The sequence below is a fragment of the Pigmentiphaga soli genome (assembly GCF_039541095.1).
Taxonomy (GTDB): Bacteria; Pseudomonadota; Gammaproteobacteria; order Burkholderiales; family Burkholderiaceae_B; genus Pigmentiphaga; species Pigmentiphaga soli.
Genome location: NZ_BAABFO010000002.1, coordinates 60,061 through 82,314, shown reverse-complemented (window position 1 = coordinate 82,314; position 22,254 = coordinate 60,061). Strand labels below are relative to the sequence as shown.

At 69.3% G+C, this 22,254-nt stretch carries 21 protein-coding genes; 10 read left to right on the top strand and 11 right to left on the bottom strand.

Annotated elements, in window-relative coordinates; all coding sequences use genetic code 11:
• The first annotated feature begins 110 nt into the window (after positions 1-110).
• Positions 111-1,169, top strand: a complete 1,059-nt coding sequence (locus ABD927_RS02755; protein WP_345246084.1) for an MBL fold metallo-hydrolase — start codon at positions 111-113, stop codon at positions 1,167-1,169.
• Positions 1,170-1,190: 21 nt separating this feature from the next.
• Here ABD927_RS02755 and ABD927_RS02750 read toward each other — a convergent pair whose 3' ends face one another.
• Positions 1,191-1,637 (bottom strand): SRPBCC family protein, encoded by a 447-nt coding sequence (locus ABD927_RS02750; RefSeq protein ID WP_345246082.1) that lies wholly within the window; start codon positions 1,635-1,637, stop codon positions 1,191-1,193.
• Positions 1,638-1,735: 98 nt separating this feature from the next.
• On the opposite strand from ABD927_RS02750, the gene ABD927_RS02745 reads away from it, so the two are divergent.
• The gene (locus ABD927_RS02745; RefSeq protein ID WP_345246080.1) at positions 1,736-3,337 is read left to right on the top strand and encodes a M28 family metallopeptidase; all 1,602 of its coding nucleotides are present in this window, start codon (positions 1,736-1,738) and stop codon (positions 3,335-3,337) included.
• 59 nt (positions 3,338-3,396) lie between these two features.
• Here the strand turns inward: ABD927_RS02745 and ABD927_RS02740 are convergent, their stop codons facing one another.
• The 4 genes from ABD927_RS02740 to ABD927_RS02725 all read right to left on the bottom strand — a co-directional run bounded on the left by ABD927_RS02740 (position 3,397) and on the right by ABD927_RS02725 (position 7,270).
• On the bottom strand, positions 3,397-3,876 hold the full coding sequence (locus ABD927_RS02740) for a VOC family protein (RefSeq protein ID WP_345246078.1): 480 nt from the start codon (positions 3,874-3,876) through the stop codon (positions 3,397-3,399).
• Entirely contained in the window at positions 3,873-4,940 is a 1,068-nt protein-coding gene (locus ABD927_RS02735; protein WP_345246076.1) for a threonine aldolase family protein, read from the bottom strand. Before ABD927_RS02735 ends, ABD927_RS02740 begins: the two co-directional genes overlap by 4 nt.
• 133 nt (positions 4,941-5,073) lie before the next feature.
• Positions 5,074-6,252 (bottom strand): aminotransferase class V-fold PLP-dependent enzyme, encoded by a 1,179-nt coding sequence (locus ABD927_RS02730; protein WP_345246074.1) that lies wholly within the window; start codon positions 6,250-6,252, stop codon positions 5,074-5,076.
• Positions 6,253-6,346: 94 nt separating this feature from the next.
• Positions 6,347-7,270 carry a LysR family transcriptional regulator gene (locus ABD927_RS02725; protein WP_345246072.1) on the bottom strand — a complete coding sequence of 308 codons (924 nt, stop codon included), beginning with the start codon at positions 7,268-7,270 and terminating at the stop codon, positions 6,347-6,349.
• A 103-nt stretch (positions 7,271-7,373) separates the two neighbouring features.
• Here ABD927_RS02725 and ABD927_RS02720 point away from each other — a divergent pair, with 103 nt between their 5' ends.
• The 4 genes from ABD927_RS02720 to ABD927_RS02705 all read left to right on the top strand — a co-directional run bounded on the left by ABD927_RS02720 (position 7,374) and on the right by ABD927_RS02705 (position 13,080).
• A complete protein-coding gene (locus tag ABD927_RS02720; RefSeq protein ID WP_345246070.1) occupies positions 7,374-9,473 on the top strand; it encodes a hydantoinase/oxoprolinase family protein in 2,100 nt (699 codons plus the stop codon).
• Positions 9,470-11,053, top strand: coding sequence for a hydantoinase B/oxoprolinase family protein (locus tag ABD927_RS02715; protein WP_345246068.1), 1,584 nt, complete (start codon positions 9,470-9,472; stop codon positions 11,051-11,053). Before ABD927_RS02720 ends, ABD927_RS02715 begins: the two co-directional genes overlap by 4 nt.
• Before the next feature lie 105 nt (positions 11,054-11,158).
• Positions 11,159-12,151: a Bug family tripartite tricarboxylate transporter substrate binding protein gene (locus ABD927_RS02710; RefSeq protein ID WP_345246066.1), complete on the top strand. Its 993-nt coding sequence runs from the start codon at positions 11,159-11,161 to the stop codon at positions 12,149-12,151.
• Positions 12,148-13,080 (top strand): LysR substrate-binding domain-containing protein, encoded by a 933-nt coding sequence (locus tag ABD927_RS02705; protein WP_345246064.1) that lies wholly within the window; start codon positions 12,148-12,150, stop codon positions 13,078-13,080. Before ABD927_RS02710 ends, ABD927_RS02705 begins: the two co-directional genes overlap by 4 nt.
• Here the strand turns inward: ABD927_RS02705 and ABD927_RS02700 are convergent.
• Positions 13,049-14,329, bottom strand: coding sequence for a hypothetical protein (locus ABD927_RS02700; RefSeq protein ID WP_345246062.1), 1,281 nt, complete (start codon positions 14,327-14,329; stop codon positions 13,049-13,051). The two genes, ABD927_RS02705 and ABD927_RS02700, sit on opposite strands and share 32 nt — an antisense overlap.
• Before the next feature lie 37 nt (positions 14,330-14,366).
• On the bottom strand, positions 14,367-15,122 hold the full coding sequence (locus ABD927_RS02695; protein ID WP_345246060.1) for an SDR family oxidoreductase: 756 nt from the start codon (positions 15,120-15,122) through the stop codon (positions 14,367-14,369).
• A 294-nt stretch (positions 15,123-15,416) separates the two neighbouring features.
• On the opposite strand from ABD927_RS02695, the gene ABD927_RS02690 reads away from it, so the two are divergent.
• The 3 genes from ABD927_RS02690 (at position 15,417) to ABD927_RS02680 (ending at position 17,520) form a co-directional block, all read left to right on the top strand.
• Entirely contained in the window at positions 15,417-15,623 is a 207-nt protein-coding gene (locus ABD927_RS02690) for a cold-shock protein (RefSeq protein ID WP_345246482.1), read from the top strand.
• Between the two features lie 77 nt (positions 15,624-15,700).
• Complete coding sequence (gene infA, locus ABD927_RS02685; RefSeq protein ID WP_345246058.1) at positions 15,701-15,964, top strand: translation initiation factor IF-1; 264 nt, start codon at positions 15,701-15,703, stop codon at positions 15,962-15,964.
• A 116-nt stretch (positions 15,965-16,080) separates the two neighbouring features.
• Entirely contained in the window at positions 16,081-17,520 is a 1,440-nt protein-coding gene (locus ABD927_RS02680) for an FAD-binding oxidoreductase (protein ID WP_345246056.1), read from the top strand.
• 97 nt (positions 17,521-17,617) lie between these two features.
• Here the strand turns inward: ABD927_RS02680 and ABD927_RS02675 are convergent, their stop codons facing one another.
• The 4 genes from ABD927_RS02675 to ABD927_RS02660 form a co-directional block, all read right to left on the bottom strand.
• A complete protein-coding gene (locus tag ABD927_RS02675; protein ID WP_345246054.1) occupies positions 17,618-18,286 on the bottom strand; it encodes a thiol:disulfide interchange protein DsbA/DsbL in 669 nt (222 codons plus the stop codon).
• 115 nt (positions 18,287-18,401) lie between these two features.
• A complete protein-coding gene (locus ABD927_RS02670; protein ID WP_345246052.1) occupies positions 18,402-19,049 on the bottom strand; it encodes an SPOR domain-containing protein in 648 nt (215 codons plus the stop codon).
• A 17-nt stretch (positions 19,050-19,066) separates the two neighbouring features.
• Positions 19,067-20,752 carry an arginine--tRNA ligase gene (gene argS, locus ABD927_RS02665; RefSeq protein ID WP_345246050.1) on the bottom strand — a complete coding sequence of 562 codons (1,686 nt, stop codon included), beginning with the start codon at positions 20,750-20,752 and terminating at the stop codon, positions 19,067-19,069.
• A gap of 35 nt (positions 20,753-20,787) precedes the next feature.
• Positions 20,788-21,768, bottom strand: coding sequence for an SdiA-regulated domain-containing protein (locus ABD927_RS02660; protein ID WP_345246048.1), 981 nt, complete (start codon positions 21,766-21,768; stop codon positions 20,788-20,790).
• A gap of 162 nt (positions 21,769-21,930) precedes the next feature.
• Here ABD927_RS02660 and ABD927_RS02655 point away from each other — a divergent pair, with 162 nt between their 5' ends.
• Positions 21,931-22,254 carry a DUF1840 domain-containing protein gene (locus tag ABD927_RS02655; RefSeq protein ID WP_345246046.1) on the top strand — a complete coding sequence of 108 codons (324 nt, stop codon included), beginning with the start codon at positions 21,931-21,933 and terminating at the stop codon, positions 22,252-22,254.

Genomic DNA, 22,254 nt, shown 5'->3' with positions numbered 1-22,254 from the left:
GCCCCTCGAGGGGCGATGCGGGCGGGCCGGCGGAGCCGGATCCGCCGCATCCTGGATGGGGCGGCGCGGATTCGTGCGGTGTGGAAGGCGCGCGGCACCATGGAAAACCTATGAACGAACTCGAACACGAACTGCACTACCCCCTGGGCGACAAGCTGCCGGCGCCTGCCACGACCATCGAACTGGCGCCCGGCGTGCGCTGGCTGCGCATGCCGCTGCCGTTCGCGCTCGACCACATCAACCTGTGGCTGCTGCGCGACCGCATCGACGGCCGCGACGGCTGGACGGTGGTCGACTGCGGCGTGTCGCGCGACGAGGTCCAGGCGCTGTGGGAGCAGATCTTCGAGAAGGAGCTGCAGGGCCTGCCGATCCTGCGGGTGATCGTCACCCACATGCATCCCGACCACATCGGCCTGGCCTACTGGCTGACCGAACGCTGGCAGGCGCCGCTGCAGATGACGATGACGGACTACGCCATCGCCCAGCTCAACCTGACCGGCAGCTCCATGGCCGGCGGCGACCGGGTGGCCGACCATTTCGAGCGCCACGGCATGGCCGACGCCGGCGCGCTGGAAGCCGTGCGCAGCCGCGGCGGCTACTACCAGCGGATGGTGCCGCGGGTGCCGCCCAGCTTCGTGCGCATCCTCGACGGCGATACCGTGCGGATCGGCGGCCACGACTGGCACGTGATCGTCGGCTACGGCCATGCGCCGGAACACGCCTCGCTGCACTGCCCGGCGCTGAACGTGCTGATCTCGGGCGACATGGTGCTGCCGCGCATTTCCACCAATATCGCCGTGCACGCCAACGAGCCGGAAGGCAACCCGCTGCAGGCCTACCTCGATTCGCTGGACCGCTACCGCGCGCTGCCGGCCGACACGCTGGTGCTGCCGTCGCACGGGCGGCCCTTCGTCGGCTTGCATACGCGGGTGGATCAGCAGCATGGGCACCATGCGGGTCACCTGGAAAGAGTGCTGCAGGCCTGTGGCAACGGGCCGCAGTCGGCTGCCGACATTATCCCGGTGCTGTTCCGGCGCAAACTTGACGCGCATCAACTGACGTTCGCGGTGGGCGAGGCGATCGCCCATCTGCACATGCTGTATTACCAGGGCAGGCTGGCGCGCCGGACGGGGAACGACGGCGTGATCCGGTTCGCGGCGGTGGGCTGACGCGTCCGGCCGGCGCGGCGGTCAGCCCGGGATTTCGGGCTCGACCAGCTTCGCCAGCTGCTCCAGCGATTCCTGCCAGCCGAGATAGCACATCTCCACCGGGATGACCTCGGGTATCCCTTCCTGCGCGATCGCGATCTCGGTGCCGCAGGCCACCTGCCGCAACTCGACCGTGACCTGCATTTCGCCCGGCAGGTTCTGGTCGTCGAAGCGATCCGAATAACGGAGCTTCCGGGACGGCACCAGTTCGAGGTACTCGCCGCCGAAGGAGTGGCTGTTGCCGGTGCCGAAGTTCCGGAACGACATCCTGTGGCTGCCGCCCACCCGCGCCTCCAGGTGATGGACCTGGCAGGTGAACCCATAGGGCGGAAGCCACCTGGCGACGGCGTCCGGTTCGAGGAAGGCCCGATAGACGCGTTCGGGAGGCGCGCGCAAGACGCGGTGCAGTTTGACGGTTCCGGTAGCCATGGCCGGTCTCCTTGTGGAAAAGGTGGGATTTACATCTACGACGGATGGGCGATACGGGTATCCTCTGCGGCAAGAGAGTGGGAGTTTAGGAGGAGAACGTGAAAAAGTCGTGTTCGGGCGGGCGGCCGCCGGCATTCGCCATCCATCGGACCCGGACCTTGCTCCGGCCCCTGGCCACGGCCGCCGTGCTGGGCCTGGCCGCCTGCGGCGGCGACGATGACCCTGGCGGCGACGACGGGAACGGCACGCCCGCCGCGTCCTGCGCCGAACGGGCCAACGACACCGAAGCCAGGCTGCTGGCCTGCGTCACGGGCGACGGCGCGCTGGCCCATCTGCAGGAACTCGACCGCATCGCCCGCGCCAACGGCGGCAACCGGACCAGCGGCAGCCCCGGCCACGACGCGTCGGCCGCCTATGCCGAAAAGGTGCTGGCCGACGCCGGCTACGCCGTCACCCGCCAGGCCTTCACCTTCGTCCAGTACACCGACCTGGGCGGCAGCGCGCTGCGGCAGGTATCGCCCGCCCCCGCCGAAGATATTCCGCATCGGGTCATGGATTATTCCGGCTCGGGTGACGTCGCCGCCGCGCCCGTGTTCGTGGCGGCGGGGCCGGGCTGCGGCGCGGCCGATTTCGCCGGCCTGCCCGCCGGCGCCGCGGCCCTGGTCGAGCGCGGCGACTGCTCGTTTTACGACAAGGCCATGAACGCCATCGCGGCCGGCGCGGCCGCCGTCGTGGTCTACAACAATGAAAGCGGCGATGTGGAGGGCAGCTTGAGCGAGGCGTTCAGCGCCGACGTCCCCGTGCTGGAGACCACGCGCGAAGCCGGACAGCGGCTGGCCGCGACCCCCGGCCTGGTGCTGGGCATCAAGGCCGGCACGCTGCGCACGTCCGGCACGAGCTACAACGTCATCGCGGAAGGCCGCGGCGGCGGCCCGGACCACGTGGTGGTGGTCGGCGCCCACCTGGATTCGGTCGCCGCGGGGCCAGGCATCAACGACAACGGCAGCGGCTCGGCAGCGGTGCTGGAAACCGCGGTGCAGATGGCGAAGGTCACGCCTGCGAACAGGCTCCGCTTCGCGCTGTGGGGTGCCGAGGAAAACGGCCTGCTCGGCTCGGCCGACTACGTCGACAGCCTGACGGAGGAAGAACGCGGCAGGATCGCGCTGTACCTGAACTTCGACATGCTGGCTTCGCCGAACGGCGGATACTTCATCTATGACGGCGACGATTCCGACGGCGTCGGCGAAGGCCCCGGCCCCGACGGCTCGGCGACGATCGAGGGCGCCTTCGAGGCGTTCTACCAGGCGCGGGGCATACCGACCAAGGGTACGGACTTCGACGGCCGTTCCGATTACGGGCCGTTCATCGAGTATGGCATCCCTGCCGGTGGCGTATTCAGCGGTGCGGAGGATTTGCGGACCGAAGAAGACGCGGCGCTGTGGGGCGGCGCCGCGGGCATCGCCTTCGATCCGTGCTACCACCAGGCTTGCGACGACCTGGGCAATCTCGATCTTGCCGCGCTCGAGGTGAATGTCGACGCGGTGGCGGCGATCACGCTGCGTTTCGCCAACAGCCTGGAGGGCCTGCGGCCGCCAGCCATGCCGGGCGCCATGGCGCGGATGCAGGGTGGCGCGACACGCGCGCAGGCCTATACGCCGCCCGCCGACATGCGGCCGAGGCAGGCGCCGGCTCGGCGCTAGCCTTGCGGGCCGGCGCGCTGCCGCCGCAAAGAGCGCCGGCGCGCCCCGCGGCGGGCGTATCAGCCGCGCCGGGCCGCTTCGATCGCGGCGATGTCGATCTTGCCCATTTCCATCATGGCTTCGAACGCGCGCTTGGCGGCCGCCGGGTCGGGATCGGTGACCGCGGCCGTCAGGGCGCGCGGCGTGATCTGCCACGACAGCCCCCACTTGTCCTTGCACCAGCCGCATGCGCTTTCCTGGCCGCCGTTGCCCACGATCGCGTTCCACAGGCGATCGGTTTCGGCCTGGTCGTCGGTCGCGACCTGGAATGAGAAGGCCTCGGTGTGCCTGAACGCCGGGCCGCCATTCAAGCCAAGGCAAGGAATGCCCATCACCGTGAACTCGACCGTCAGGACATCGCCTTGCTTGCCCGAGGGATAGTCGCCGGGCGCGCGATGAACGGCCTTTACCGCGCTGTCGGGAAAGGTCTCCGCGTAGAATGTGGCGGCATCCAACGCGGTGCCGTCGTACCAGAGGCAAATCGTGTTCTTGCCGGTCATCCTGGTTCTCCCAGCTGCGAGACGAGCGCCTGGGCGGCGGCGCGGCATTCATTGTCGCCGATGTGCCGATGCGTGACGAGCCGCAGCGTTCGCGCATCGCGCGCCCGCACCGCCACGCCCGCCCGGGCCAGCGCGTCGACCCAGGCCGACGCATCGCGCGGCCGCCGCGCGGCGCCGACGTCGACCATGACGATATTGGTTGGCGGCGGCGCGTCGCCGACCCATGCCGGGTCCGCGTCGCGCAACAGCGACCACAGCAGCGCCGCGCGCCGATGATCCTCGGCCAGCCTCGCCGTCATCTCGCGCAGCGCCACCAGCCCGGCCGCCGCCACGCACCCGGCCTGCCGCAATCCGCCGCCCGCCATGCGGCGGAAGGCGCGCGCGCGGGCGATGAAGTCCTTCGACCCGGCCAGCACCGAGCCCATCGGCGCGCTCAGGCCCTTCGACAGGCAGAAGGTGACGCTGTCGCCGGCCGCCGCCACCGCCGACGCCTGCACGCCCAGCGCCAGCGCGGCGTTGAAGATCCGCGCGCCGTCGATGTGGACCGGCACCCCGGCCGCGCCCGCCGCGTCGCGCAGGCCGGCCATGTAAGCCAGCGACGGCACGCGCCCGCCGGCGTGGTTGTGGCTGGTCTCGACCACCACCATCGCGGTGGGCGTGCCGTGGCGGGAATAGCCGGAGCGCAACGCGGCGCGCACCTGGTCCAGGTCCATTTCGCCGCCCGGGGCGGGCAGCCGCGTGCACATCAGGCCGGCCAGGCGGGAGATGCCGCCGCCCTCGGAACGCGCGATGTGCGCATGCTCGTCCACGACCGCCTCGGCGCCCCGCACGGCGTGCGACAGCGACGCCACCAGGTTGCCCATGGTGCCGCTGACGACGAACAGCGCGTCCTCCTTGCCCATCATGGCCGCGCCCAGTTCCTCCAGCTCGCGCACCGTCGGGTCGCGGTCGAGTCCGTCGTCGCCCAGCCGCGCGGTGCGCATGGCTTCGATCATCGCCGGCGTGGGCAGCGTGACGGTGTCGCTGCGCAGGTCGATGACGCCGTCCATCGCGATGCTCATCATGTCGGTGCTCCATGGCGCCGCGCGCCTTTCACGACGCATGGACCCGCGCCGCCCCGTCCGGGATGCGGCGGATCCGGCTGCGCCGGTCCGCTCGCATCGCCCCCTGAGGCGCGCGCGAAGCGCGCAGGGGGGATCATTCCCCCCGCCAGCCGGCGGTCACGCCGATGGCCGTCTCGACGTCGGACAGGTCATTGTAGAAATGGATGGAGAAGCGCAGCAGGCCCCGGCGCACCGCCGCCTGCACGCGGTTGGCCTGCAAGTGCTGCTGCAGCCGATCGGACGCCTGCGCGCCGCCGGGAATCTTCAGGCATACCATGTTGGCCATCAGCGCGCCTTGCGGACGAACGACCTGACAGCCGCGCTCGGCCAGCCCGTTCGCCAGCGCGGTCGCCAGCTGCGTGACATGGCGGTCGATGGCCGGCGTGCCGCAGTCCAGGATCATCCCCAGCGTGTCGTTCACCAGCGCCGACGCCAGGAAGTTGTAGTTGCCCAGGTCGAAGCGCAGCGCGCCCGGCTGGTACTGGATCGGGCCGGTGTCGTAGTCGGCCTCGTGCGTGGCGGCGATCGTCACGCCGAAGCGCGCCAGTTGCCGCGGCGCCAGCGATTCGGCAAAGGCCTTGCGCACGTACAGGAAGCCCATGCCGTACAGCGAACAAAGGCCCTTCTGCGTGCTGGCGGCCAGCGCGTCGATGCCCATGGCCTCGACGTCCAGATGCGTGATGCCGGCGGCCTGCGCCGCGTCGACCACCAGGTGGGCGCCGGCCTCGCGGCAGGCCAGGCCCAGCCGGTGCAGGTCGGTGCGGAAACCCGGCTTGAACGAGGTGGCCGACACGGTCACCACGCGCACCGGCGCGCCCGAGCGCAGCGCGTCCAGCACTTCTTCGAGCGGAAACAGGCCGTCGGGCGCGGGAAAGTCGCGCACCGTCACGCCCAGGCGTTCCTGGTTGCGCCAGGTGTACAGATTGTTCGGATGCTCGATGCCGGAGCACAGGAAAACCTGGTCGCCCGGCTTCCAGTCGATCGATGCCGCGATGATGTTGAGCCCTTCCGATACGTTCTTGGTGATCGCGATCTCGACCGGGTCGGCGCCGACCAGGCGCGCGAAGCGCTGCCGCGCGGTCTCGACCAGCCCGAAATAGCGGTCCTTGTCGATGACGCCGTCGACCCGCTCCTGCAGGTGGGCCTGGGCGATGTCGAGGCTGCTGGCGGGGATCAGGCTGCGGCTGGCGACGTCGAGATGGGCGCGCTGCGACGTGCCGGGAAACCGCGCGCGCACGCCGGCGAACAGGGAGGGATCATGGGAAGTAGTCATGAGGAGGCATACCGCGGAGATGGCTTGCGGATAGCATAGCCAAGCGCCGCCGGCGCGCCTATCGAGTTTTGCGCGGGCGAGCCATGACGCCAGGTCATAGCTCGGGCGGCCGCGTCGCCGGGCCGGCGACGGCGCCGGCCTGCTGGTAAAGGAAGCGGATCAGCGTCGCGGCCGCCGCCGACAGCGGCCGGTCCACGCGCCGGATGATGCCCATCTGGCGCTCGGGCCGCGGCTCGCCCAGCCGGCGGTAAACCAGCCCTTCCATGTTCATCGCCTCCAGCCCCACGCGCGGCAGGATGGTGACGCCCAGTCCTTCGCGCACCATGCTGAGCGCCGTCACCATGTTGACCACTTCGAAGGCCGGCGCGCGGTGGCAGCCCGCCTGGGCCAGCCCCGCGTCGGCCAGGCGGCGGGCCGCCGCCGAGATGGGCAGCAGGATGAGCGGCACGTCGGCCAGGTCCGCCCATGCGACCTCGGCCGCGGCGGCCAGCGCATGGTCGGGCCGCACGATGGCGACCAGTTCGTCCATGAACATGAAATCGAAGCGCAGCGCCGGATCGGCGTGCGAGAACATGCCCAGCCCGAACTCCACTTCGCGCTGGAGCACCTTGTCGATCAACAGGCCGTTCTGGTCTTCGATCTGCCGGACCTGCACGTGCGGATGGCGTTCGCGCAGCTGCGCGATGGCGCGCGTGCCGATGACGAACGCGGCCGACGGCAGCACCGCATAGGTGATCGAGCCGCGCTCGCCGCCGGCCAGTTCGCGCAGGTTCGCATAGGCGTGCTGCAAGTCGTCCAGCGGACGCTTGACCTGCGCCAGCAGGATGCGCCCGGCCTCGGTCAGCTCCATGCGGCGGGTGGTGCGTTCGAACAGGCGCACGCCCACCATGCCCTCCAGCTCGCGGATCAATTGCGAGAACGCGGGCTGCGTCATGGCGAGCCGGTCGGCCGCCTTGCTGAAGGCGCCCGTTTCGGCCGCGGCGACGAATCCTTCCAGCTGGCGTAGCTTGAAATTCATACGTATCGCGTATAAATAATAAATAAATATCCAATAGTCGTAATAGTCTAGCAAGCTCATAGTCACATCGACAGGGCCGGTCGCGGCCCATGCCGAGGACTGAATGAGCGAATACTGGATAGGCATCGACACGGGCGGCACCTTCACCGACCTCGTGCTGGCCGAAGCGCGCACCGGGCGCTGGCACTATCACAAGGTGCCCACGCTGACGGCCGACCCCGCGCGCGGCATCTTGAACGGCATTGCCGAAATCATCTCCCTGGCGGGGATAGCCGCCGCCGACGTGCGCTTCCTCGTCCTGGGAACCACGCTGGCCACCAATGCGGTGCTGGAAGGCAAATGGGCCCCCACCGGCCTGATCACCACGCGCGGGTTCGGCGACGTGCTGAGCCTGGCGCGCCAGCGCCGCCCGCACTACTTCAACCTCGACGTGCCCAAGCCGGTGCCGCCGGTGGCCGACGACTGCCGCATGGAAGTCGACGAGCGCCTGTCGGCCGGCGGCGAGGTCGTCACGCCGCTGGACGACGACGACGTGCTGCGCGCGGTAGCCACGCTCAGGCAGCGCGGCGTCGAGGCGGTGGCCATCTGTTTCCTGCACGCATACCAGAACCCCGAGCACGAAGCGCGGGCGCGGCGGCTGGTGGCCGAACGGTGGCCTGGCGTCTACGTCAGCGCGTCGTCGGAAGTGCTGCCCGAATTCCGCGAGTACGAGCGCTTCGTCACCACCGTCGTCAACGCGAGCCTGATGCCGATCATGGACGACTACCTGCGCCGCTTCGAGGACGGCGTGCGCGAGCTGGGCGTGCCGTCGGCGGCGCACGTCATGCAGTCCAACGGCGGCGCGGTCACCGCCGGAACGGTGCGCAAGCGCCCCATCAACACCTTCTTCTCCGGCCCGGCCGGCGGCGTGGTCGGCACCGCTGCGCTCGGCCAGGCGGCCGGCGTGCGGCACCTCATCACCTTCGACATGGGCGGCACCAGCACCGACGTGTGCCTGATCCGGGACTTGCGGCCGGCCATGAAGAACGAGCGCGACATGGGCGGCTTCCCGGTGCGCACCCGCACGCTCGACATCCATACCATCGGCGCCGGCGGCGGCAGCCTGGCCTGGCTCGACGCCGGCGGCATGCTGAAGGTCGGCCCCAAGAGCGCCGGCGCCTATCCCGGCCCGGCGGCCTATGGCCGCGGCGGCGAGCGGCCCACCGTCACCGACGCCAACGTGCTGCTGGGGCGGCTGAGCCCCGTATCGCTGCTCGGCGGACGGATGGCCATGCATCCCGACCTGGCGCTGCGGGCCATCCGCCGCGAGGCCGCCGACGCCATGGGCAAGACGCCCGAGGAAGTGGCGATCGGCATCCTCGAAATCGCCAACGCCAACATGACCGGCGCCGTGCGCGTGATCTCGGTCGAACAGGGCGAAGACCCGCGCGACTACGCGCTGGTGGCCTTCGGCGGCGCCGGGCCGCTGCACGCCGCCGACGTGGCGGCGATGGCCGGCATGCGCCACGTCATCGTGCCGCCGCGGCCCGGCCTGATGTCGGCGCAAGGCCTGCTGCAGGCCGACCGCCAGGGCGATTTCTCGCTGACGCGCCTGGTGCCGGCGACGCCCGACCGCCTGCCCGCGCTGAACGCCGGGCTGCAGGAACTCGGCCGCCGCGCGGCGCAATGGCTCGACGCCGAAGGCATGACGCGCACGGCGCGCGACGCCGGCGCCGTCTCGCTGCGCTGGCAGCTGGACCTGCGCTACGTGGGCCAGAACGCCGAACTGATCCTCGACATCGCCGGCGGCGAGCTCGACGCCGACGGCCTCGCGGCCGCCATCGAGGCCTACCACCGCCGGCATGCCGAGCTGTACGGCTACGACATGCGGACGCAGGGCATCGAGGTAGTCAACGTGCGGCTGTCGGTCGTGATCGCCCGCGGCCGCATCGGCACCGACGCGCCCATCGACGCCGACCGCCGCGCCGCGGCGGCGGAGTCCTCCCGCCGGCCGGTGTGGTTCGCCGCCACCGGCTTCGTCGACACCCCGGTGCTCCAGCGCGACGAGCTGGCCGCCGGCACCGTGCTGCGAGGCCCTGCCATCGTCGAGCAGATGGACACCACCACCGTCATCCCGCCCCATTCACTGGCCCGCGTCGACGCAGGCGGCTGCCTGCACATCGACCTGGCCCCCGACGCCGACGGCAAGGAAGCGCAACGATGACCGCCACCGTAGACCCCATCCGCGCCGAGGTCGTCGCCCGCTACCTGCTGGGCGTCACCGAGGAAATGAGCGCCGCGCTGATGCGCACCGCGTTCTCGCCCAACATCAAGGAACGCGGCGATTGCTCGACCGCCGTGTTCGACCACGCCGGCAACGTCGTGGCCCTGCCGCAGCGCGTGCCGATCCACCTCGGCTCGATGGTGGGCGTGGTCGAATCCGTGCTCGAGCGCTTCCCGAAAGACGGCATCCGCCCGGGCGACATGTTCCTCGCCAACGATCCGTACAACGGCGGCGGTTCGCACCTGCCCGACATCAACGTCATCGCGCCGGTCTTCGCCGGCGCCGAGATCGTCGCCTACGTGGCCTGCATCGCCCACCACGCCGACGTCGGCGGCATGGTGCCGGGCTCCGAGGCGGCGGTCTGCAATTCGATCTTCCAGGAAGGCATCCGCATCCCGCCCGTGCGCATCGTCAGCGAAGGCCGCATCAACCGCGACGTGTTCGACATCCTGCTGCTGAACTCGCGCACGCCCGACGAACGCGCCGGCGACCTGCGCGCGCAGATCGCCGCCAACACCGTCGGACTGCGCAGCGTGCAGGCGCTGTTCGAACGCTACGGGGTGGCGCAGACGCAGGCCACCATGGCGGCCTACCTCGACTTCACCGAGAAGCGCTTCGCCGCCGCCATCGCCAAGGTGCCGCCCGGCCGCTACGAAGCCTGCGAATACCTGGACGGCGCCAACGAAGGCGAAAAGGCCGCCATCCGGCTCGCGCTGACGGTCGGCGACGGGCGCCTGGGCTTCGATTTCGCCGGCTCGGCGCCGCAGCTGGCCGCCGCCCGCAACATCCCCTTCCGCGCATTGGTCGCGACCATCTACACGGTGGTCAAGAGCCTGCTCGACCCCGACGTGCCGGCCAACTCGGGCTACTTCCGCACGATGGACATCAGCGCCCCGCCCGGCACCGTCGTCGGCCCGGTCTCGCCCGCCGCCGTCGGCGCCCGCTCGATCTCGTGCGCGGTGCTCGGCGACGCGATCGCCGCGGCCCTCTCGCAGGCCCTGCCCGAACGCGCGCTGGCCGGCTGCGGCCCGCACCAGCTGATCGTGCTGGCCGGCACCGACCCGCGCACCGGCCACTACTACGTCAACTACGAAACCATCGCCGGCGCGATGGGCGCGCGCGCCTACCAGCCCGGCGTCGACGCGGTGCGCGTGCATGCGTCGGGCTCGTCCAACCTGCCCGTCGAGGCGCTCGAACACGCCTACCCGTTCCGCATCGACCAGTACGCGCTGCGCAAGGGATCGGGCGGCGACGGCCGCCATCCCGGCGGCCAGGGCGTGGTGCGCGACTACCGCGCCCTCGGCGACGACACCGTGCTGAGCCTGTCGTCGGAACGCCAGCACGCGCCGGCCCGCGGGCTGGCCGGCGGCGGCGACGGCGCCCTGGGCCAGTTCGTGCTCAATCCCGGCACGCCGGAGGAGCGGCAGCTGCCCTCCGCGGCCGCCGAGATCCGGCTGCGCAAGAACGACGTACTGCGGGTCAACACACCCGGAGGAGGCGGCTACGGCCCACGCACCTGAGCGGCGGACACACGCCGCCGGGAAGGACGTGGCGGGGAGACGAAGTCAGTCAATGGCAGGCCCTGGTTGCATGTTTCCGTGATTTCCAACCTCGAAGGAATCCTCATGTTCTCGATCAAGACAGCGCTCAAGCTGATGCAGTGGGCTTCTCTGATGGCAGTCTCGTTGTCGCTGAATCCGGCCCGCGCCGCGGACGCCTATCCCAACAGGCCGATCCGCTTCGTGGTGCCCTACGCCGCCGGCGGCGCCGTCGACGTCGCCGCGCGCCTGATAGGCAAATACATCGCCGAAGACCTCGGACAACAGGTCGTGGTCGAGAACAAGCCCGGCGCCGGCGGCATCATCGCCATCAAGCACACGCTGAGCTTCCCGCCCGACGGCTATACCTTTCTCGTCTGTGCCGCCGGCGAGATCGTCATCAACCCGGTCATCAACAAGGAAGTGGACTACGACCCGCAGAAAGACCTCACGCCGGTCAGCATGGTCACCAGCGCGCCGAACGTGCTGGTGGTGCGCAAGGACTTCCCCGCCAACAGCGTGGCCGAGCTGATCGACTACGCGCGCCAGCATCCCGGCGAACTGACGTTCTCGTCCAGCGGCGTCGGCACCATCCAGCACATCACCGGCGAGGTCTTCAACCGGCTGGCGAAAATCGAGTTGCGCCACGTCCCCTACAACGGCGCCCCGCAGGCCACCATGGAAGTGGCCACCGGCCGCGTCACGATGACCTACGCCAGCCCGGGCTCGATCCGCGGCTTCGTCGACCGCGGCGAGCTGAAGATGCTCGGCATGGTGCTGCCCGAACGCTACGCGCCCCTGCCGCAGGTCCCGACGATCCGCGAAACCCCGGGCATGGAGTCGTACAACATCGAAAGCTGGTTCGGCATGTTCGCCGCGGCGGGCACGCCGCCCGACGTCGTGAAGAAGATCAACGGCGAAGTCCAGCGCGCGATGCAGCAGCCCGATATCGCCAAGAAACTGATCGATACCGCCGGCGTGCCGATGCGGACCACGCCGGAACAGGCGCGCGAGTTCGTCACCAAGGAAATCGCCAAGTACAAGCCGATTCTGAAAGAGGCGGACATCAAGCTGCAATGAGTGCTTCGCCATTGCCGGACAGCGGTCTGGCGCTGCTCACGAGATTGCCCTCTGCACGGGGGATGCTGGCGTTCAACATCACGGCGCGGCATCTCAATCTCGTCCGGGCCGCGCAGGAGCTGGGCATTACCCAGGGGGCGCTGAGCCGGCAGATCAAGGCGCTGGAGGATCATCTGGGCGTGCGGCTGTTCGAGCGGCATGCCCGGGGGCTGGCGTTCACGCAGGAAGGCGAGCTGCTTTATGACTTCACGCGGCGCGGCTTCGAAACGCTGGGCGCCGGCATCGGCCGGCTGACGCTGCGGGCCGAGCGTCAGACGCTGGTGTTGTCGGTGGCGCGCAGCTTTGCGCTGCGCGTGCTCATTCCCCGGCTGGCGGAGTTTACCCAGGCGCATCCGCACATCCATTTGAATCTGGACATTCATCGCTATTTCGCGGACATCGCCACCTCGGGCGTCGACGTTTCGATCCGCCTCGGCGCCGGAGACTGGCAGGACTGCCGGGTGACGCGGCTTACGCGCGATCGCATCGTGTCGGTATGCGCTCCTTCGCTGCAGGCACAGCTAGGCGATCCGGTGCTGCGCGCCCGCGTGCCGCTGCTGCGCAATGTCGAGCGCGACTATCCGATGCACTGGAACGCCGGCATCGGCGATGCGCGCATAGACTTCAACGATTCCGCGTCGATGCTGGCCGCCGCCGAAGCCGGCATGGGCGTGGCGGTATCTCGCACATCGCTGGTGGCTGATGCCGAGAGGCGGGGAAAACTCGTGCGGCCCACGGACCATGACACCCGCGATGGCCTGGACTACTACGCGGTTTGTACCGAGAACGCCTACCGCAAGCCGTCGGTGCAGGCGTTTTGCGCGTGGGTGTCGACCGCGATCGGTCGGTCGAACCCCGTCACTCCGCCATCTCCTCATAATCCTCGATGATCTCGTCCGACATCCGGCCCAGATGCTTCAGCTCGCCGATGTCCCTGATGTGATCATAAGAAAGATACGTACACATGTCCTTCAGCGCCCGCCCCTCCAGCAGCGAAAAAACCGGCCGCATGATTTCCTGCAGCACCTTCTCCCGCTTTTCTACCGGCGCCACGATGTGAAGCTTGAGCGAGATATTCGGCTGCAACGCCACCAGATCGGCCATCCGCAACAAGCCGGAATACACGGACGTCGTATGCTCGACCTCGAACGCCCGCACGATGGAACGTTTGCGCAGCCACAGTACGTCGATTTGTTCGACGGTCTTCATCGTGCTGCTGTCGTAGTTGAGCGGCAGATCGTCGAGCAGGACATCCGGCTCCGGGTGCCACACTTTTAATACCCGGCTGCGATCGGCCCGGGGCAGCCAGATCCTGAAGCCCAACGTTTCGCCGATCTTCGCGACCAGTCCTTGCACGCGCATGGATTCGCGAACGCTATCCGCGCTGACTTCTTCCTCTTCCTCGTCGAGCGTGGTCGGCACCACGACGCTGACGGCGGTCTTGTCGGTTCGCTTGATCGTGTCTTCGCCTTTCCAGAGCGCCTGCACCTCGGGGGTATAGAAGAAGACGCCTATGGTGCGCGCGCTGCCTGGCAGACCAAGGCGGTGCATGCTTTGGATGATGATTCTGTTGGATTCGACGATGCGGGTGCCGATCGAGGGTGCGTCCCACTCGAAGGAGGTGGACAAGCCCAGGAATTCGATGACGGCGCGGCGGTCCTTGAGCGAAATGATCGAGAGGTTGTCGACCGGATCGTAGGCGGCGAGAAACGCGCCGATGGTGTTGCCGCTGGGGCCGGTGAGGTTGTTCTTCTGGCCTTGATTCTTGCGATAGAGTTCGTCGATGAGCGCGGCCTTTTGCCGGTCGTCGGTTTCGTTCAGGACGGCATGAACCAGCCGCCCGAGCGCCGGGTTATCGTGAAATTCGTTGAGCATGCGGCGCCAGGCGCCCTGGGGCACCATGACCCGGGCAACGGCTTCGTCGTTCTTGGTGTTGCCTTTGCCGTTGCGGTCCAGGATACGGATGATTTCGTCGCATTCGGCCTCGCCCAGAGGGCCGGGAGTGCCCGACAGGATGCGCTCCTGCCAGAAAATGCGCATTTTGTGGCTGAGCCGTTGCCATACCTGGTCTTTTTCTTGCGCGTCGTATCGTGATCGGAAGCTCGTGATCAGCGTTGCGATGTTCTGCGATTCGGCCATGGTCGCCCTCCAGGGATCTTATTCGTGAATAACAGGTTCAAGACGGCCGCGGCTTGCGCGGGGCGCCCACGGCCAGGCGGTCGTACAGCGCGGCGGGCAGGAGCCGCATCAGCCGGGCGACGATGGCCATCTGCCATGGAATGACCGTATAGCGCTCTCCGCGCCCGATGGCGCGCACGGCCCGCGCGGCGAAATCGTCGGCATCCATCAGGAACGGCATCCGGTACGGGTTGCGCGCGGTCATCGGCGTACGGATATAGCCCGGGGCCACCGTCGTGACCCGGATGCCGGACGGGCTCAATTCGTTGCGCAGGCTTTCGCAATAGGCAATGACGGCCGCCTTCGACGCGCTATACGCGCCCGCGCCCGGCAAGCCGCGGATGCCCGCCACGCTGGCGATGCCGACCAGGCTTCCCCGGCCGGCCCGTTTCATCCCTTCGATGAACGGCTCGAAGGTGGCCACCATCGCCAGCAGGTTGGTATCGACCACCGCCCGGAACACCTCGAAATCCTCTGCCTGCTCGGTAAGCGTCCCGGCGCTGACGCCCGCGTTGGCGATCACCACCTCCACGCTCCCGGCCTGGGCGATGAATTGCGCGGCCGCGGCGTGCAAGGCGGCCCGGTCCCGCACGTCCAGCGCATGGCAATGGTGCCGTCCGGGCAATGTCCCGGCCAGCGCCCGCAAGGCGTCGCCGCGCCGGGCCACGAGCCCGAGCGTGGCGCCCTGCGCCGCATACCTGCGCGCCAGCGCCTGCCCGATCCCGCTGCTCGCCCCGGTGATGAATACGTTCATGCCCGCCCCCGCCAAACCGGCATTATCGCCGCACGCCTCGGCCATTGTTGTCCAGGACCGACATGCCCCGTGCGTTGCACGGCGCAATGTGGTATGCTATATGCATAGATTCGCGCAAGACCGTTCTCCCAAGGTCTTTCTGCAGCCCCGCCGGCCTCTCAGGCCCGTCTCGCGAGCGGCTCGCTACAGTTTCCACCCCACCTGATTGCTCTTGAGTGTTTCTGTCCCCCGCAGGCATGCCGCCCACGGGGTGTCCCCGTTTTTTCCATTCATTCCAAAGGAAACACCATGGCTATTCAGACCGGCACCGTGAAATGGTTCGACGACGGCAAGGGCTTCGGCTTCATCACTCCCGCCGACGGCTCCAAAGACCTGTTCGCCCACCACAGCGAAATCCGCAACGACGGGGGCTTCCGCACCCTGGCAGAAGGCGCGACGGTGGAGTTCGAGGTCAGGCAAGGCCCCAAGGGCCTGCAGGCCGCCAACATCCGCGCGCGATAACGCGACCAGCGTCTCGCCAGCCGCACGGGGGCGCGGCATCCTGCCCCCGGACACCTACTCGACACAGGAGCGTACTAGTGGCCAAAGAAGAGCTCATTGAAATGCAAGGCCTCGTCAACGAGGTTCTGCCGGACTCCCGGTTCCGCGTGACACTCGACAACGGGCATGAACTGGTCGCCTACACGGGCGGCAAGATGCGCAAGCACCACATCCGTATCCTGGCCGGCGACAAGGTTTCGCTGGAAATGTCGCCGTACGACCTGACGAAAGGACGCATCACCTTCCGCCATCTCGAACGCCGTCCCGGCTCGACGCCGCCGCCCACGCACCACCGGCGCTGAGCGCCTTCTCAGGCTTTCACGACGGGCAGCGCCCCCGCGCAGGGCGGTATAGTCGCGTATCGGCCCGCCGGCCGGCCGCCCGACGACCAGAAGAAAGGAAAGCAGGAAGCCGAGACATGAGCGCACTCCCCCCCGAAGCCCTACGCACGGAACTCGCCGCCCTGGTGGGCGCCGGCCAGGTATTCACCGACCCGGCCGATACCGAACGCTACGAACAAGGCGCCCGCTACGGCGACGGCAAGGCCGCGCTGGTGGTCCGCCCCGGTTCGGCGGCCGAGGTCGCCGCCGTGGTCCACTACTGCGCCGTTCACGGCGTGCCATTGATCCCGCAGGGCGCCAACACCGGCCTGGTGGCCGCCAGCACGCCCGATTCGAGCGGCACCCAGGTCGTCATGAGCCTGGAGCGGCTGCGCGGCGAGATCGAAGTCGACCGCGCCAACCGCACCGCCACCGTCGGCGCCGGCGTCACCCTGCAAGACCTGAACGAACGGCTGGCGCAGGATGGCCTGTGCTTTCCGATCGACCTGGGCGCCAATCCCACGATAGGCGGCATGATCGCCACCAATACCGGCGGTTCGCGCCTGATCCGCTACGGCGACGTGCGGCACAACCTGCTGGGCCTGGAGGCCGTGCTGGCCGATCCGCCCGGCCAGGTGCTGGACCTGATGAGCGGCCTGCGCAAGAACAACACCGGCTACGACCTGAAGCAGCTGTTCGTGGGCACCGGCGGCACCGGCGCGGTGGTCACCCGCGCCGTGCTGCAGGTCCATCCGCTGCCGCGCCAGACCGCCACCGCGCTGATCGTGCCGACCGGCCAGGACGCCATCCTCGACCTGCTGATCGCGCTGGAAGGCGAGTTCGGCGATTTCCTGACGGCCTACGAAGGCATCTCCCAGGCTGCCATGCAATCGGTGCTCGACCACGTGCCAGGCACCGCCAATCCCTTCGCGCCCGAGCCGGTGCCCGGCTACGCGCTGCTGGTTGAATTGAGCTCCACCGCGTCGCGCGAACTGCTGGGCGTCGACCTGCAGCAGGCGCTGAACGACTTCCTGGAACGCCAGTTCGAAACGCTGGTGACCAACGCCGTGCTGGATGGCGGCGCCGACCTGTGGAAGATCCGGCATTCGATCAGCGAATCGATCCGGCAGCAGGGCAAGCTGATCGCGTTCGACATCGCCGTGCCGCGCTCCTCGATGGTGGCCTTCCGGACCGACGCCCTGGCCATGCTGCAGCGGGATTTTCCGTGGCTGCGGCTGTTCGATTTCGGCCACTGGGGCGACGGCGGCTGCCATTTCAACATCGTGTGGCCGCACGAAGCCACGCCGGCGTTCGACGCCGACACGGTGGAAAAACTGCGGGTGGCGATCTACGACCTGGTGGTGCGCGGCTATGGCGGCAGCTTCAGCGCCGAGCACGGCGTGGGGCCGTACAACGAGCGTTTCTATCATCGCTACACCGGGCCGGCGGTCCAGGCCTACGCGGGGCGGATCCAGAAGGCGATGGATCCGCACGGCGCGCTGGGCCGGGTCTGGTTCGGACCGGCTCCGGCGCCCTGACGACGGGTAAAACGAGGCGCGGACCGGCTCCGGCGCCCTGACGGGTAAAACGCGGCGCGGGCAGGCGCCCCGCCGCGACGGCGCTTCCCGCGCCGGCCTACCTGGCCGCCGCGCCGCCGCCGCTGCGTTCCTTGGCCACCAGGAAATCCAGCACCTGCAGCGCGGACGCGTTGCTGCCGGTCTGCGCCGGCGAGGTCACGTAGTGCCCGTTGACCGCCAGCGTGGGCACGCCGTCGATGTTGTACGCCTCGGCCAGCTTGACCGCGCGCTGCACCTTGGACTGCACGCCGAAGGAATTGAAGGTGGCCGTGAACTGGGCCTTGTCGAAGCCCTGCCTGGCCGCCCAGTCGATGATGCGGTCGGCCGTGTTCAGCGGCTGGCGCTCCTGGTGGATGGCGTTGAACACCTTGGCCTGGAATTCATCGACCTTGCCGAGCGACTCCAGCGTGTAATAAAGCCGTTGCTGGGGCTCCATGCCGGCATTGAAGCGCACCGGCACCCGGCGCACGACGACGTCGGCCGGCTGCTTGCGGATCCAGGCTTCCAAGCTGGGCTCCAGCGCGTTGCAATGGGGGCAGCTGTACCAGAAGAATTCGGTGACCTCGATCTTGCCCGGGCTGTCGGTGGGCTGGGGCTGCGGCAGGCGGGTGTATTCGGCGCCTTCGCGCGGCTGCTGGGCCTGCGCCGCGGCGGGCAGGAGGAAGGCGGCGCCGGCGGCCAGCGCCAGGGTGGCGCCGAGACGGCGCAGGAGCGATGCAACGGTCATTGGGAGTTCCTCTGTTTCTGCGTGGCCGCCGCGCGGCCGGATGCTGGACTGCGACCGGCGGCGCCCCGCCGGAGTTCCGCGGCCGGCCGGCGGGCGTCCGGCCGCGCCGGGACGCCTATTTCTTGACCACCGCCGCCTCGATGCCGTTTTCGGCCAGCCGCGCGCGCGTGCGGTTCATGTCGTCGAGCTTGGCGAACGGGCCCAGCCGCACCCGGTGCACCGTGCCGTTCTGCAAATCCGCCGTTTCCAGCCGGGCCTGGAAACCCAGGAACGCCAGCCGGGCCTTCAGCGATTCGGCGTCTTCGATCACCCGGTAGGCGCCGACCTGGAGGTAATACGCGCCATCGCCCGTGCCCGCGGCCGTGGCCGCGCCGGAAGACGCGGCGGCCGGCGGGGTGGCGGCCGCGGGCGGCCGCGGCGGCGAACCGCTGTTGCGCCGGATGGCCGAATTGGCCAGGAATTCGCCCAGCGGGTCGCGCTTGGCGTCGGGCACCGGGGCCGGCGCCGGCTCGGTGGCCGAGGGGCCGGAGGCCGGCGGCGCGCCGGCCGGGGCGTCGCGGCCGCTGTACAGGCTGCGGTTGGGATCGGGCGCGTTGGCCGGGTCCACCGGGGGCGCCGGCGGCGTGCGCGGCCCCCTGCTGACGAAGGGAACGGGGGCGTTCTTCACGTACACCGCCACCATGACGGCGATCACCAGCCCGACCAGCAGGCCTGCGATCAGGCCGAACAGCGTGCCGCCCCGTTGGGCGCGGAGAGTAGGCATGAATCGTATCCGGGCATTCACATCCGTTGCGGCGCCGACACGCCGAGCAGCGCCAGGCCGTTGGCCAGCACCTGGCGGGTGGCCGCCAGCAGCGCCAGGCGCGCCAGCTTCAGGGCCGGGTCGTCGACCAGCACCCGCTCGGCATTGTAATAAGCGTGGTAGTCGGCGGCGCAATCCTTCAGCCAGAAGGCGATATGGTGCGGCGACAGCTCGGCCGCGGCCAGCGCCACGGTGGCGGGGAAGCCCGCCAGCCGCTGCATCAGCTGGTATTCGCGCTCGGCCGTCAGCAGGCTGGTGTCGGCGTCGGCAAGCTCGGCCGGGTCGCCGCCCCACTGGGCCAGGATCGAGCAAATGCGCGCGTGCGCGTACTGGATGTAGTAGACCGGGTTCTCGTCGCTCTGCTTCAGGGCCAGGTCGACGTCGAACACGAATTCGGTGTCGGCGCGCCGCTGGATCAGGAAGTAGCGCACCGCGTCGCGGCCGACCCAGTCGATCAGGTCGCGCAAGGTGACGTAGCTGCCGGCGCGCTTGGAGATCTTGACCTCCTCGCCGCCGCGCATCACCTTGACCATCTTGTGCAGCACGTAGTCGGGATAGCCCTTGGGAATGCCGATGCCCAGCGCCTGCAGGCCCGAGCGCACGCGGGCGATGGTGCCGTGGTGGTCGGAGCCCTGGATGTTGATGGCCTTGTCGAAGCCGCGCTCCCACTTGGTGACGTGGTACGCCACGTCGGGCACGAAGTAGGTGTAGCCGCCTTCGGACTTGCGCATCACGCGGTCCTTGTCGTCGCCTTCGCCCAGTTCGGTGGTGCGCAGCCACAGCGCGCCGTCGAGCTCGTAGGTATGGCCGCTGGCGATCAGCTGGCGGACGACCTGGTCGACCCGGCCGCTGGTGTACAGCGAGCTTTCCAGGTAGTAGTTGTCGAACTTCAGGTCGAAGGCCTGCAGGTCCAGATCCTGTTCGCGGCGCAGATAGGCCACGGCGAAGCGGCGGATGTCTTCCAGGCTGTCGGGATCGCCGGCGGCGGTGACGGGGTCGGCGTCGGCCGCCTGCACCGTCTTGCCGGACAGGTAGTCGGCGGCGATGTCGTTGATGTATTCGCCGCGGTAGCCGTCGGCCGGGAAGTCCGGGTGGTCGGGCGTCAGGCCGCGGGCGCGGGCCTGCACGCTGATGGCCAGGTTGTGTATCTGGTTGCCGGCGTCGTTGTAGTAGAACTCGCGGTGCACCGTCCAGCCGCCGGCGTCGAACAGGCGGCAGATGGCGTCGCCCAGCGCGGCCTGGCGGGCGTGGCCCACGTGCAGCGGGCCGGTGGGGTTGGCCGACACGAATTCGACGATGACCTTGCGGCCGGTGGCCGGCGCACGGCCGAAACCGGCGCCGCCCTGGCGGATGGCGGCCACCACTGCCTGCTTGGCGGCCGGCGCGATGCGGATGTTGATGAAGCCGGGGCCGGCCACTTCGGCGCCGGCCACCAGGCCGGCGGCGCCGGGCTGGGCGGCCAGGGCATCGACGATGGCCTGCGCCAGTTCGCGCGGATTGCGGCGCAGCGGCTTGGCGATCTGCATCGCCACGTTGGTGGCGAGGTCGCCGTGGGAGGCCACCTTGGGCCGTTCCAGCAGCACGCTGGGCGAGGCGTCGGGCGCGACGGCGCGCACGGCGGCGCCGATCAGGCCGATGAGTTGTTCCTGTTGCTCGGGGAGCATGAATGAAAAAGTCGCTGAACGAGTAGTGCCGAATGTTAACAGCCGGGCCGCCCAGGCCCCAACCGCGGGTGGGCGGCCACCCGGATCACGCCCGGGCAGCCGCCGGCCGCCTGCGGCGGGGCGGGGTCGAAGCGGTAGAACAGGTCGGGTTCGCTGACCACGAACAGCCGCCCGCCCGGGTCGACCGCCACGCCCTCGGCCTGCGGTACGCCGTCCAGGTGGCGCAGACCCAGCGGCAGGCCGGTGGGGTCCATCTCCATCACCAGTTGCGATTCGTCGCTGAGCAGCAGCAGATGGCCGGTTTCCGGGTCGACGTCGACCGACGACAGGTCGGTGCCGAACACCGATCGGTCGATCCAGGCGCTCAGGTCTTCGATGCGCGGCTGCGCGTCCTTGCCGGTCTTCAGCCCGGCGATGCGGTACAAGGCGCGCGGCTTGCGTTCGCGCACCATGTACAGCAGGTCGTTGCCGCGGTCGTAGCCGACGCCTTCCAGCCCATGGTTGCCGCCGTCCCGCAGCACATCGATGCGGCGGCCGGCGGCGGCATCGATCGGCTGCGGCCGGGCGGGCAGCGCGAAGGTGCGCACCGTGCCGCGGCCCTCCTCCACGATCGCCACCTCGCCGTCGCCCAGGTAGGCCACGCCCTCCACGTCGGATACGTTGCGCAGCGGGTAGCTGGCCAGCGGCGTGCCCTCGCCGTCCAGTTCGATCAGCGTGGGCGGGCGGTTGACCACCGCCAGCAGCCGGCCGCGATCGGTGTCGTAGGTCAGCCCCGACAGGTTGCGCGACACGCCGGCCACGGCCTTGCCGTCGATGCCGGCGCGGTAGGCGGCCAAGTCCAGGCTGGCGCCGGCCGGCTCGCGGTTCCACAGCGCGGCCTGGCGCCCGCTGCCGTCCAGCCACAGGTAGAGGCGGTTCTCGACGTGGTGGAAGCGCACCGCCAGATAGGCGGCGTAGAGGAGCGCGGCAGCGCAGCCGAGGACGGCGCAGCGCCGCAGGAGGCGGGAAGGCGCCACGGCGGGACTCGGGGAATGAAGGGATGGCGGCCGCCGGCGGGCGGCGCGGCGGGCATGAATGGTTTCACAAATGGCTCCAAGAATACACGGCTCGCGCCGCCGGCGCCCGACGGCGCCGGCCGGATCCGCCATAATGGGGTTCCGATCCCCCCAGGAGGCGCCATGCTCGTTACGTTCAGATCGAAAGCGGCCGGCGAGGTCATCATGCTGGCCGAGCACGCCAAGCCGCTGCTGGAACTGGCCGGCAAGTCCTTCGACGGCCAGCTCGATCCGCGCGGCGTATTCACGCCGGAGCAGCTGCCGGCCGCCATCACCGGCATCGAACGCGCGCTGGGCCTGGAAAAGCGGCCGCAGTTCGACGAAGACGACCCCGAGCAGGCGGCGCTCGCCGCCCGCTACGTCAGCCTCAAGCAGCGCGCCTTCCCGCTGCTCGACATGCTGCGCGCGGCGCGCGACAAGGGCGTCAACGTGACCTGGGAAAGCTGA